Here is a 12,303-nt window from a genome sequence, read left to right as displayed (position 1 = left end):
GCAGTCGGACCGCGCCGCCGTCGCGCTTCGTGCGGCCGCGCCTCGTGTCTCCCGGACGCGGTAGCCTCCGCCGGTGACCCACAGCCCGCCGCCCGAGGCGTTGCCCGAACATCGGGTGATCCTGGAGAACACCGACTGGGCTTCCCTGATGGCCCCGCAGGGGAGCGGTGGGTTCCTGCCCGCGGCGCTGGCGCAACTCCTCGACGCCGACCCTGCGGTCCGGGCCGCCGCAGAGCAGCGCTGATCGAGCACCAGAACACCATCTACGAAGTCGCCGTGCCCGTCGCGCGGTTCGTCGCCGTGACAGAGGTGGGCGCGTCACGCCCGCCGACCGCATCGAAACCATCACCACGACCACGACCGTCACCACGACCGCGGCCGGGTCGGACGAGGAGGTCCAAGTGAGGTTGGGAAAATGAATCAACAACCAACGCACCAGGCGGACCTCGCTGGACGAGGAACGGGAACGGTTGCCAACGGAGCTGGGCATGCGCTGGTCGAATACGAAACCGCCCTCGCGGCAGCCTGAACAACACAACAAGGTGTCCGTCAAAACGGAGCAAGCTCACACACGCCTTCGACGACGTGAGGCCCGCCGGGGTACGGACGACGCGCACCGCCGTTCGAACGCGCCCGCCTGGACGGGGTGGATGAGGTCTGCCTCCGCGGCGGCTTTGCGCGCCACCACATCGGCGATCCGACAGGCGCGCCACGCCTACGAGGACATAGTTCGCACCATCCGCGCGACGGGCTTGCGCGTGTAGCCGGGCGCCGCACACGCGGGGCCCGGCTGCCCGTCGCCCGGGGGCGGAACCGGGCGTCCGACTCTGCCGAGTCGGAAACACGCGCGGTGGGTCGCATATCGTGTCGTGACGTCCCCGCGTGTGGGGTGGCCGCAGCCACACCACACGAACGTGTTCGAGTGCAACACGCCTTCGGGCGTCGGGCCTACTCGCCGTTTGCGCCGTTCGTGTCCTCGGCCTCGGCCTTGAGGTCGTCGCGCAATCGGCGCAGGTAGGCGACGACGTCGCCCTCGCCCGTGGTCGCCATGCTCACGCGGATCTGCTCCTCGATCTCGTCGAGGCGGGCGTCGGTGGTGGTGGCGGTGATGCCGTATTCCTCGATCTCGTCGCCGTTGGTGGCGGCGTCGACGTCCCACACCGCGACCTTCTGGTTCGGTGCCCACTCGCCGTCGACCAGGGTCTTGATCTCCTCCTCGGCGGCCCGGGCGTCGTCGCCGAGGACGGCGACCAGATTGTTGCCGTCCCAGCGTTGCTCCCAGTCGGCGAGGATCCGCGCGGTCGGCGAGGCGATCTCGGCCATCAAGGCGTTCACGGCGTCGGCGGTCAGAACCGGGATGGTGTAGCGGCGCTCGAATCCCTCGGCGACGACAGGCGGGCGCGCGCCGTCGACTGCGGCGTCGTAGTCGGCGGTCAGCCTGCCGCTGTGCAGGTCGAGTGCGACGTACACGGGCTGCTGCCGAATCTCGTCCAGCAGGTGGCGGCACAGGCCGGTGGGGTCGTCGAGTTCGACGATCGTGACGGTGGTGGGGTTCATGGTGTCGACTCCTGATCGGTGGCGGGAATGGAAACGCGGGGGCGGTGCGGGTGTCCCGTTGCATGTCGGGAACGCTGCGGCGTCGGCGTGCGGGTGACCGGCGTTCGGCGGGGTGGCTCGCTCTCTGTCGAGCCACCCGCTCGTCGTCGCGTCGGTTTGTCAAAGGTCCGTGGGGGTGGTCACGTTCTCGCGCATGACTTCCCACAACATGGTCAGGACGGCGGCTGCGCCGGTGGTGGCCCATCCCGGGGCGGTTGTGGCGAACTCCAGCCATACGCAGGGCCCGTCGCCGGCGGCGTCGCGGACGCGAACGCTTCCCGGGGGCGACGCATCCGGCACACCGACCGCCTCGACCCCGCAGGAACGAAGAACAGGAGCCCCACATGTCCACCGCACGCGACACCCGCCCGCAGCTGACCGAACCCCCCACACCCGGCACCGGACCGAGCGAGGGTGGGGTCTCCGTCATCCTCGTCGGCGTCCACCTGGACCACGTCAACAAGGTGACCTTCGACGGCCTCGACGCCACCGACATCAAACCCGACGGCAGCACCCGCGTCAGCTGCGTCGCCCCACCCGGGGGCGCGGGACCCGTCCCCGTGATCGCCTTCGACGACACGGGCACCGCGACCAACCCGGAATCCTTCACCTACGTCCCCCCGGCGTAGCCGAACCACAGCCCCGGCGACACACAGGCCACCACCCGCACGGCGCGGTCCGATGCATCGGACCGGCCCCGTTCGCCCGAATGATGCGGCACGTGCGGGGACCGTTGGCGGAAGCCGGCCGTCGCGAAGACCCGAACCGGGCGCGGATTTCCACGATGACGCCGCCGGCCGCGGCGCGGCGAGCCCGCCGCCGGGCGCAGCACGGCGCTCGACACCCCGGTGGAGGGCGAGCCGTGGCCCCCGCCGCGCCTGCCGGTGGCGTGGCGGCGGTACCCGACCCACGCGGCCGGGTACCCGGCCGAGGACGAGCACGGCGACGGGTCCACCTCGACGACGTCGGCCCGGACGCGGCGCACCGCGGGACGGCGATCGGCCGGTGGGTGGCTCGACGGCGGTCCGGCCGGGACCGGCTCGAGGCGCTGCGCGAGCAGCTGCCGGCGCTCGGGCCCACCCGCCGCGACGGTCAACACCGCGGCGGCCGAGACCGGGACGGCGGCGGCGCCGGAGCGGCCTCGGTCGAAGCACACGCGCGAGCAGGCGTGGTCGATCGCGGCGGGCGCGGGTCGGGCATTTGAAGGTTCCGCAGGGGCACGTCAGGACGTGTCGACCGAGCAAATCGCGGCGTCGGACGCGCCGGGCATGCGGCGGAGCCGGGTGGGACGAGGAGGGCCGGCGGGTGGGCAGCTCGGGGTTGCTCGACGAACTCCGTGTGCGGACTCCGCGCCGGGGGTGAACATCCGCCCGCGACCGGCCCGGACGCGGGCGTGCCCGGTCACCTCCAAGCGCGACGGGGCGGGCCCGCGCCAAGGGCCGGATCGACGCCCGGGGCGGTGGTCGTGGGATCGACGCGGGGTTCGTGTGGGGTTCGCGGGGTTTCACGCCGGCGACGCGGCCTTGGCCCGGGGCCGGGCCGGGGCCGGTGTGGACCCGTCGCCTCGGGGTGGGTCGGTCGCCGGGGCCAGCGTGGTCAGACGCTGAACATGCCGATCGAACGGGGAAACCCGATCAGGCCACCATATGTTTGGTTTGCTTTGGGAAAGGACACGTGTCCGGACGCCGGCCCCGACCGGGGCGGAGGGCGAACGGAGGTCGGGCGTGACGATGGACATCGTGGTGGAGGTCGGCGACAAGGCCAAGGTGGAGAAGGCGACCAGCAAGCAGAGGAAGCAACTCGACGCGCTCTGCGAGTTGTTGACGGACAAGTACCCGAAACTGTGGCTGACGGGCAAGAACGTCGTGAAGGACACGGAGAAGGTCCCCATGCGCGTCGACAACCAGGGAGTGCTGAGCAATCCGTTCGCGGGCCAGAACCTCCAGGCCCAGACCGGCTCGATCTCGATCGCGGCCGTCGGACTGGCGAACACCCTGAGCAATCCCAAAATGCCCCCGGCCTGTCAGACGGCCGTGGAGAACGCCGTCAAGGAAGCCCTCAAGGCGAGTGCGGCCGACCAGAAGTGGCGGTACGTCAAGGGGACGTGTACCTGACCCGCGCCCCGCACCGACCAACCGGCCCGCACGACCCGCGGTGCCCAGCGTGCTCCGCGGGGACCCCCAGTCGAGCGGGCGAGGCGCAAGCCGCGACCGGTCCGCGATCGACGTCGTCCGCGTCGGAGGGGGGCCGTGTCCGGCTCCGCGTCCCCGCGCCTGTGCTGGTCGAAAACTCGGGTACCGGTCCTGACCTGGGATGTTCATGCGACAGCGTCGTACTGGTTGAGTAGCCCGCCCAGTCGTTGGCGGCGTCGGATCCGGTCGGGCCGGGTTGGGAGCGCGGTCACGTTCGGGATGTCGTCCGGGGCCCGCGGGTCCGGTCCGTCGCCTTGGTGGCTGCGGCCGGCGTCGTAGTGCTCGACGTACGCGTCGAGGAGCACGCGCACGTGACGTTCCCCGGTGACGAGGATCCGGTCGGTGCACTCGCGCCGGACGGAGGCGATCCGGCGTTCGGCGAACGCGTTCACGGTCGGCGCCTGCGGTGCGGTGGGCACGACGTCGATACCGATGGAGGCGAGGACCGCGTCGAAGGCGGCGGTGAACCTCGCGTCGCGGTCGCGGACCGGGTGGGTGAACCGGTGTCCGGCGTCGTCGAGGTCGGCCGCGAGTTCGCGTGCGACCTGCACCGCCCAGGTGCCGGTCGGATGTGCGGTGACCCCGAGCAGCCGCACCCGTCGGGTGCCTACCTCGATGGCGAACGCGGCGTACGGCCGCTTCGGCGTCACGGTGTCGACGTGGAGGAAGTCGATCGCGAGCAGCGTGTCGGCCTGGGCACGGAGGAAGGTCCGCCAGGAGTCGTCGCGCGTCCCGGGCGGTGGGATCCGGCGGGCGCGCAGGATCCTGCGGATTGTGGACGCGGCCACCCGGTGGCCCAACCGCCGCAGTTCGCCCTGGATGCGGACCACGCCCCGGCTCCGGTTCTCGGTCGCGAAGCGGACGATCAACGCGACGACGTCGTCGGCGAGCGGCGGCCGACCCGGACGCCGCGGCTGCCGCCACCGCGCCGCGACCGGACGGCGGTGCCGGCGCAGCGGCGTACCCGGCGCGACGATCCGATGCGCGCGCAGCGCCTTCGGCAGCACCCGGGCCAACGCCGACAACGAAGCACAATCCGCCCACGACGATCGCGGCTTCGCATTCGCCCGGCGCAGCACCGCGACCTCGTGCCGGAGGGCGAGTATCTCCGCGTCCTTCGACGCGGACGACCTCGCGCACAGCGCGAGCCAGGCGACGACATGGACAAGGAGCCGGTACAGCAGACGAACAGCCACAACCGACGATCATCGGCTTCGGTGAACGTGCAGGTCAAACGCGGTGGCGCTATTTTCGACCCGGACAGGGGTGGTCGGCGAGCGCCTCGGCCGCGTACTCCAAGGGAACGGCGCCGTGTTCGACGACCCATCCCCATACGGACGCCGTCGGCGAATAGGCGTCTTGCTTCGCCCCACCGTTGTCATGCGGTGGGGCGAAGCGTGCCCCGCCCGGGTGGTGGCAGGGCGGGTGGCCGCGGTCTTCAATCGGGTCCCAAGGTCGGGAGATGGCCGAGCGCGTAGCTGGAGGCCACGACCGCGGCCACGTACGCGGCCAGGTTCAACCGTCGCCGGAGGTTGCCCCGACGCGTGCGCGGCCACGCCCACGAAGCAAGCGCGATGCCCACCGAGAGCGCGATCAGGACACCGGACAACTGCCACCAGGCCCGGCAACCCCCGTCGTCGGCACAGGAGGAGGGCGTGAAAACGACCCGTATGAGCATCAGCCCGGTGACCGGGAGCAGGAGCACGGTAGTCACGGTCGGGATCAACCACCAGTGGGGCGCGTGATCCGAGGGCGAGGGCGGTTCGGACGGCGCGGCGGGGCTCCGGGGCGCAGCGGTCATGCTCCACCGCGCGGGAGGGCGGCGGGATCGTCACGTCGGGCCGGCGCGCCGGCGGTGGGTGCAAGCGGCGGCGGGCTCGTCGGTCCGCGTTTCACGCAGTCGTGGTTGCGCATGGTGGTGGGACGGAGCCGAACCCGGTTCGGTTCCGTGCCTGTTCACCCCGGCGAATGACATCGATGAGGCAGGACAAGGCACCGATTCGCCAACAGCGTCCCACACGGCCAGGGCTTCGACGAACGACGGACTGTCACGGGGCACGATGCCGCGAAACACGATCGGGTGTCCCTTCCTTCGATGCCGCGCCGCACACCCCGGGCCCGCGCCGCGGCCGGTCCCTCGATCCCACCACGGGTACCGTCGGCCCGGACCCACCGCCCACTCTTGTGGGTGATGGTGTTCGGGGCTGCGAGCGGCCGGTCTCGGATTGGGTGCCGACGACCCGGCGAAGGGTCGCCGTTCGGGGGAATGTGCCGAAGCACGCTGGTTGTCACCAACACCCCGCGCCGAGCTGCGATTTCCCTGGCGGCGAAGCACGCTGGTTGTCACCGGATCGGCATACTGCTTGTCACCATCGGCCGACAAGGCACACGTGTTGTCACCGGCCGGATCGCTCCGACCACTCCCTGACCTGCCCAAAAACGTGTCCATCCGAGCAGAGATCCACGCGCTGGCGACCCCGGTGACAACAACCGTGCCGATGTGACAACCAGCGTGCTTCGGCACATCTACAGGCCCGATACCCGATCGACAACCCCACCCGAAAGTCGTAAGGAAAACCAGACAGGAAACCGAAAGCCGCCCCACAGGAACCGCCACGCCGGCGACACCGGTTCACCTCAACCGCGGCCAGGACCCGCCGACCGGACGCCCCAGGCCTCACCCGCCGAAACAGCCCGTCCCCCGTCCACAGGTTTTCCCAACGGAACCGACCATCCGTCCCAAATCCTGCAAAACCACAGGCCACAAGCCAGACCAAAGCCGAGCAAGACGCAAAACCCAGGCCACGCACCCAAGATCCAAAATCCCGGATCCTGCAAACGCACTGGTCAACACATGATCAATCGACAAGAACTTTCAAAACAGCCGGGACGGAGCACCCGACGCGGTACTGCTGGGGTGGGTGGCGGCGTGCGGCGGGGCCGAGGACAGCCCGCTCGGATGCGCGGTGCACCTCGGCGAGGTCCTGGTCGTGTGGGATCCCGGGGAGTGGCACGGGATCTCGTCGCACGGGTCCGCCGACGACACCGCGACGGTGGCGCGGGCCGCCGAGCGGATCGCGGCCGAGGTCGCCGACGGCCGGTGGATCCTGGGCGCCGACCCCGACGACGGGGCGCCCCGCCCCGCCGGCCCGGACGAACTCGCGCGTGCGGTGCGCGCCGCGAGCGGGGACGCAGATCGGTGGCCGACTGCGGGCCGCCCGCCCGGCGGCCCTCCGCTTTGCCGGGCCCCGCCCGCCACCCCGGGCGGCAGCGGCGCGAGGTCCTGGGACACCCTTCCGTCCCGGCTGTGATTCACGTCACTGCCGGCGGCTCGGTGCAGCACCCGGCCCCGTTCCGCCGTCATGGGGGCAGTGATCGGGACGGGACGAGGAGAGGAGGTCGGCGGGTGAGGTTTCGCAGGAGCGGTCCGGGCGACGGATTCACGGAGTTCGTCGCACAGCGGTCGGGAGCGTTGTTCCGCACCGCGTATGCGCTGACCGGTGACGTGCACGTGGCCGAGGATCTGGTGCAGGAGACGCTGGAGCGGGCGTGCCGACACTGGCGGAAGGTCGCGGTGGCGGACTCGCCGGAGGCGTACGTGCGCAAAGTGCTGGTCAACCTGGCCAACGACCGCTGGCGGCGGCTGTCGCGCCGGGGCGAGCGCCCCGGGCTGTCGGGGGTACCCGAGACGGCCGACCCCCGGGACCGGTTCGGGCAGGTGGATCTGCGCGCGGAACTGATCGAGGCACTGCTCGGGCTGCCGATGGGCATGCGCAGCGTGGTGGTCCTGTACTACCTGCACGATCTGGACGCCCGGCAGGTCGCCGACGTCCTGGACATCTCTTCGAGTGCGGTGAGGTCCCAGCTCGCCCGCGGCCTGGCCAAGCTGCGCGATTCCGTATCGGGCGCCCAGGCGCCGCACACGCCGTCGGCCGCTTTCGGAGGTACGAAGTGAGGAACACGTCGTCCGGACCGGCCCCGTTCGAGCCGGGCCTCGAAGCCGAGCTGCGTGCCGCGGTGGCCTCCTTCGCCGACGGGCCGACGGCGCCGGTCGTCGACGCGGCCGCGATCGAGCGAGCCGTCGGCCGCAGCCGCACCCGCCGGGCGCTCCTCGGCACCGCTGCGGCGTGCTGCGTGCTGGCGTGCGCCACGGTGGGGTCCTTCGCGCTGAAGCCCGTGCCGCCCGCGCCCGGCGCCTCCCCGTCCCTGTCCCCACCGGCGAACGGGGCGTGCACCCCGCTCGCCACCGGCACCCCCAGGAGCGGAAGCGCCGATGCGACTCCGACACAGGAGCAGGAGCAGACCGCGGGAGCGGGCATCGCGCTGCCGGACCTGGCCGGCATGCCGGTCGAACAGGCCGAAAGCCTGCTGCGCGGACTCGGACTGAGCTGCACGATCATGCGGCACACGGACTGGAACGCTCCCGCCGGGCAGGTGATCGGCAGTCACCCCCGGGGCGGCGCAGAACCGGTGACACCGGGCTCGTCCGTCCTCCTGCTGGTCTCGACGGGCAAACCCGGCAGAACCTGAGCGACCGGGCCCTTCGGCCCGCGCACCGGCCGAGTGACCCAGGGGCCGGTGCCGGGCAGTCCGTCGACTCGGCACTCGGCCGCCCGCGCCGGACTCGACGGCGCGAACGACGTGATGTTCGCGACGGTCACCGCGATGTCCCCGGACGATCGGCGCGGCGCGGCGAACACCGCGATCGACACGCTCGCCGGCGTCCTGGGCATGGGCATGGCCGGCCCGCACTGCGTGGAGCCGGGCCAGGCGGGCCGCCTCGGTGGTGGTCTCGTCGGCGCTGCTGCCGCCGTCCGGCCGGCGGTCCGTGCGGGCCGGCAGATCGGCGGCGATGCGGGTCTCGGCGACCGTGGGCACCCACACACGACCGTTCAGCTCCACGGCGGCCCCGTACTGCAGGGTCCGCAGGGCGTCCCGGCAGAGCAAACCCGGGTCGGCGCGAGAGCAGTCGCGGCGTCCGCCCGCCCCACCCCCACCCGGCCAGGGATGTCCCGACCTCTCGGACCCGGTACACGCGGCGCAGCGAGCACGGTTCCGACGCGCGAACACACCGCCCGCCACAAGGAATTCCCCATCGCGTTGCGCGGCCTTCCCAAACCCTGCGACACCGCAGGTCAACCGACCCATCGCCGAAAGGCACACCCACCACCACAGACCGAAGCCCCATGTCACCAAGCACAGGCCGATCTTCTCGATCGGTGCCGCACCCCAGGTCAGAGCACCGCACCCCGAACCCGCCATTGAGAAGAGGCACCGCTGCGCGCACCCCGCGTCCGGTCGTCCTCTCGAACCCGGGAACCGAACCCACCGAACCGCAACGGGGCGTTGGCGCCCGCATCTCGGGCGAGCCGGGCGCGGCGTACCTGTCAACTCGGGAGTTCGGGCCGGGACGGTGCCGGGCGGTATGCATTCGCTGAGACGGACGAGGTTGGTTCCGGCGGCGACGAGGACGTGTCGGACGTGGGTCTTCGTCCGGAGGGGCCGGCTCGCCCGGACGTCGAACGGCACCCGCATCCCCGGTCCGTTCGTTCGACTCCCACGCCCCGAAGATGTCGGACGCCGCTGCCCGGGCGTGCCCGTACACGGACTTCCATCGCGCTCCGGCGGCGGGTTCCGGCCGGGTTCTCGTCGAAGTGCCCGACCCGGGCGTGGCCGGCCTCGTCCACGAGCAGATACTCGATGGCGTTCCCGACGGAGAACGACGAGGTCTCACGGCCGAGCGTGTCGAAGACCCGGACCCGATTCGCACATGCGCCCGACGGAAAGGGACGCCAAAGGGAATTCTCAACCACGTTGCCCGACCCCCTCACACCCTGCAGCACCGCAGGTCACCGGACGTCCCAGACCTCACCCGCCGAAACAGCCCGCCCCCCGTCCACAGGTTTTCCCAACGGAACCAACCATCCGTCCCAAATCCTGCAAAACCACAGGCCACAAGCCAGACCAAAGCCGAGCAAGACGCAAAACCCAGGCCACGCACCCAAGATCCAAAATCCCAGATCCTGCAAACGCACCGGTCAACACATGATCAATCGACAAGAACTTTCAAAACAGCCGGGACGGAGCACCCCATCGGGACGTGGCTGTCGAACCGGCGGGCGCAGGACCGCAGGGGCGAACTGCCCGCCGGGCGCGGCGCGGCACTGGACGCCCTGGTGGAGGGTGAGGCGTGGCATCCGCCGCACTGGCCGGTGGCGTGGCAACGCCACGCCACGCACGCGGCCGAGTACCTGGCCGAACTCGGCGACGGGGCGCGGCTGGACGATGTGGGCCTGGACGTGGTGCACCGCGGTACGACGATCGGGCGGTGGGTGGCCCGGCAGCGGTCGGGGTGGGACGGGCTGAACGCCGCGCAGCGCGAACAGCTGCGCGCACTCGGCCTCACCCCACCCGCGACGGTCGACACCTCGGCGGCCGAGGCCGAGGCGGCGGCGGTGCCGGTGCCGGACGGCCCCGGCCCAAGCGCACCCGCGAGCAGGCGTGGACGATCGCGGTGGGGGCGGCGACGGCCTACCGGGCCCGGGTCGGACACCTCGAAGTCCCGCGCGCCCACGTCGAGACGGTGACCGCGTTCGACGGATGGCCGGAGGACGTACGGCTCGGGGTGTGGATCACCACCACCAGGAGCAGGAAGGCGAAACTCCCGGAGGAGCGGATCGCAGCACTCGACGCGTTGGGCATGCGCTGGACATGAACCGGATGTGAGATCCGAAGCGAGGTTCGTGTGGGGTTCGGGGGTGGGGTCGTGTCGTCTCGTTCGTGGAACCGGCCGCGTCCCGGGGCCGGTTGCCGGGCCGGGGCCCCGCCCACCCAGCCCAGATTGTGATGCACATCACATCGACTCGTCTGTGAAGTCGCGTAAGGACTCGGCGCGATCCCACTCCCTCTTTCTCGAATGAGCGTTTTTGCGTCCGACGAAAGGGAACCCGTGTCGACTCCGCCCCCACCCCCACCACCGCCGCCCCTGTCCGTGCGTCTGCTGGTGTTGCTCGCCCTGGCCGGCGGCACCGCGATCGCGACGTGGCGGCACCCGTCCCTCGGACTCCCGCTGACCGTCGGCGTCTCCGTCCTGCTCGCCCTCCACGCCATGACCCAACCCTGACCGAATCCGGGCACACCCACCACGACGGGTCGAGACGTCGACCACCCCCGCGCCGAGCCGGAAAAAGGGGACCCGGGGCATCTCGGGCGCAGCCTCGAAGCGGTCAAGGCGTTGACCACCGAGCCGCCAGCCGACATCACCGACGCGAGTGGCGCCCGCGCGCCGCCCGGCGCCGCGCTGCGGGCCGGGACGACCGCGGTGTGATGGTGAAACGCCGGAGGCCGGTGGATTCCGGCCGGCAACGTGCCCTCGATGTATTGGTAATCAGCACGAACCCGACCTGCCGGTTCGTCAAATCCGTCAGTGCGAACCCCCCAGTGATCGACAGCGCGAATCCGGCGTTTCCCAGTGCGACGGGGCAGGCGACGGGGCAGGCGACACCCCAGGCGACGGGCCATCGGTCGGGCGGGTCGGTCGTTGGGGTAGGTGTGGTGGCCCGGCGTCCTCCCCGTCGCCGGACGGGCCGCGCCGGTCGGCCTATCCCCCGAGGCCGGCCGGCGGTTTGCTCGAACCGGCCCGGTTCGAGCGAACCGCCACCTCCCGTTCCGTCACCGGCGTGTCGGGAGGGTCCGAACGTGGGTGTGGCCCCTGCGATCGGGGTCGCGGGCCGGACCGGCGGGGGCGGGGGTGTGGGTCAGCCGCAGTAGGCGCCGCGGATCGTGGTGGAGACCGCCTCGTCGGGGCCGTTGTCGGTGTCGATGGTGATGCACGGGTTGTCGTTGAATCCGCTGAGGATGGCGACGTCGGTGTCGGCGTGGGCGCTGCCGGCCATGGTGGACAGTGCGGCCGAGGCGAACGCGGCGGCGGCGAGCAGGGCGCGGATGCGCATGGGGGTCTCCGGACGTTCGGGGCGGGCCGCCCGATTGCGGCCCGATACGACCGGGGCGGTGCCCGGCGCGGGCCGGTTGATGCCGGTGCTCACCCCGAGGGGTGAACGTCCGTACCCGGCCGGCCCGGCCGCTGTCGGTCGGGTCAGGATGTGGGCTCCGTCTACTACGGGAGGGGCCGGCGTGGCCGAGCACATCGAGGACCGGGAGCACGACGAGCCCGAGCCGGGCGGTGGTGGGGGGCGGTGTCCGTTGGGTGCGCGGTCGGCGCACGCCTGCGACGGGCCGACCGACGACGCGGGCGAACTGTTGCTGGGGTGGGTGGCGGCGTGCGGCGGCGCCGAGGACAGCGTGCTCGGGTGCGCGGTGCATCTGGGTGAGAGGTTGTCTTTGATCTGCCTCAAAGTGAACCGCTCCGAGTTTGATCGAGACTCTGGTTCTTGAGAGAATCGGACGAATCATGCCGAAGCACTATCCAAGGGACCTCAAGGAGCGGGCCGTGCGCCTGCTACTGGAGTCCCGTGACCAGTACAAGTCCGAGCACGCGGCGATCCGATCGATCGCC

The 12,303-nt window shown here is 71.4% G+C and carries 14 protein-coding genes; 10 read left to right on the top strand and 4 right to left on the bottom strand.

Annotation, left to right across the window (positions count from 1 at the left end):
* Positions 1-73: 73 nt before the first annotated feature.
* The gene (locus ABZ374_RS43675; protein WP_360323299.1) at positions 74-244 is read left to right on the top strand and encodes a hypothetical protein; all 171 of its coding nucleotides are present in this window, start codon (positions 74-76) and stop codon (positions 242-244) included.
* A 704-nt stretch (positions 245-948) separates the two neighbouring features.
* Here the strand turns inward: ABZ374_RS43675 and ABZ374_RS43670 are convergent.
* The gene (locus ABZ374_RS43670; RefSeq protein ID WP_360323297.1) at positions 949-1,557 is read right to left on the bottom strand and encodes a hypothetical protein; all 609 of its coding nucleotides are present in this window, start codon (positions 1,555-1,557) and stop codon (positions 949-951) included.
* A gap of 383 nt (positions 1,558-1,940) precedes the next feature.
* Between ABZ374_RS43670 and ABZ374_RS43665 the strand changes: the two genes are divergently transcribed.
* On the top strand, positions 1,941-2,225 hold the full coding sequence (locus ABZ374_RS43665) for an IPT/TIG domain-containing protein (RefSeq protein ID WP_360323295.1): 285 nt from the start codon (positions 1,941-1,943) through the stop codon (positions 2,223-2,225).
* A 1,095-nt stretch (positions 2,226-3,320) separates the two neighbouring features.
* The gene (locus ABZ374_RS43660) at positions 3,321-3,710 is read left to right on the top strand and encodes a hypothetical protein (protein ID WP_360323293.1); all 390 of its coding nucleotides are present in this window, start codon (positions 3,321-3,323) and stop codon (positions 3,708-3,710) included.
* Between the two features lie 203 nt (positions 3,711-3,913).
* On the opposite strand, the gene ABZ374_RS43655 is transcribed toward ABZ374_RS43660, so the two are convergent.
* Positions 3,914-4,984: an integrase core domain-containing protein gene (locus ABZ374_RS43655; protein ID WP_360323291.1), complete on the bottom strand. Its 1,071-nt coding sequence runs from the start codon at positions 4,982-4,984 to the stop codon at positions 3,914-3,916.
* A 242-nt stretch (positions 4,985-5,226) separates the two neighbouring features.
* Positions 5,227-5,502 carry a hypothetical protein gene (locus ABZ374_RS43650; protein ID WP_360323289.1) on the bottom strand — a complete coding sequence of 92 codons (276 nt, stop codon included), beginning with the start codon at positions 5,500-5,502 and terminating at the stop codon, positions 5,227-5,229.
* A 1,252-nt stretch (positions 5,503-6,754) separates the two neighbouring features.
* On the opposite strand from ABZ374_RS43650, the gene ABZ374_RS43645 reads away from it, so the two are divergent.
* From ABZ374_RS43645 to ABZ374_RS43620, 6 genes are all read left to right on the top strand, one after another.
* On the top strand, positions 6,755-7,099 hold the full coding sequence (locus ABZ374_RS43645; RefSeq protein ID WP_360323287.1) for a hypothetical protein: 345 nt from the start codon (positions 6,755-6,757) through the stop codon (positions 7,097-7,099).
* A gap of 95 nt (positions 7,100-7,194) precedes the next feature.
* Positions 7,195-7,743, top strand: coding sequence for a SigE family RNA polymerase sigma factor (locus ABZ374_RS43640; protein ID WP_360323285.1), 549 nt, complete (start codon positions 7,195-7,197; stop codon positions 7,741-7,743).
* A complete protein-coding gene (locus ABZ374_RS43635) occupies positions 7,740-8,318 on the top strand; it encodes a PASTA domain-containing protein (RefSeq protein WP_360323283.1) in 579 nt (192 codons plus the stop codon). The genes ABZ374_RS43640 and ABZ374_RS43635 overlap by 4 nt, the downstream gene beginning before the upstream one ends.
* A 1,646-nt stretch (positions 8,319-9,964) precedes the next feature.
* The gene (locus tag ABZ374_RS43630) at positions 9,965-10,375 is read left to right on the top strand and encodes a helicase associated domain-containing protein (RefSeq protein WP_360323281.1); all 411 of its coding nucleotides are present in this window, start codon (positions 9,965-9,967) and stop codon (positions 10,373-10,375) included.
* Positions 10,303-10,503: a helicase associated domain-containing protein gene (locus tag ABZ374_RS43625; protein ID WP_360323279.1), complete on the top strand. Its 201-nt coding sequence runs from the start codon at positions 10,303-10,305 to the stop codon at positions 10,501-10,503. Before ABZ374_RS43630 ends, ABZ374_RS43625 begins: the two co-directional genes overlap by 73 nt.
* Before the next feature lie 234 nt (positions 10,504-10,737).
* The gene (locus ABZ374_RS43620; protein WP_360323277.1) at positions 10,738-10,911 is read left to right on the top strand and encodes a hypothetical protein; all 174 of its coding nucleotides are present in this window, start codon (positions 10,738-10,740) and stop codon (positions 10,909-10,911) included.
* Positions 10,912-11,545: 634 nt separating this feature from the next.
* On the opposite strand, the gene ABZ374_RS43615 is transcribed toward ABZ374_RS43620, so the two are convergent.
* Positions 11,546-11,740, bottom strand: coding sequence for a hypothetical protein (locus tag ABZ374_RS43615; protein ID WP_360323275.1), 195 nt, complete (start codon positions 11,738-11,740; stop codon positions 11,546-11,548).
* A 181-nt stretch (positions 11,741-11,921) separates the two neighbouring features.
* On the opposite strand from ABZ374_RS43615, the gene ABZ374_RS43610 reads away from it, so the two are divergent.
* Entirely contained in the window at positions 11,922-12,182 is a 261-nt protein-coding gene (locus ABZ374_RS43610; RefSeq protein ID WP_360323274.1) for a hypothetical protein, read from the top strand.
* Positions 12,183-12,303: the final 121 nt, after the last annotated feature.

The organism is Embleya sp. NPDC005971 (assembly GCF_040629175.1).
GTDB lineage: Bacteria > Actinomycetota > Actinomycetes > Streptomycetales > Streptomycetaceae > Embleya.
This window is presented reverse-complemented; position numbering and strand designations above follow the sequence as displayed.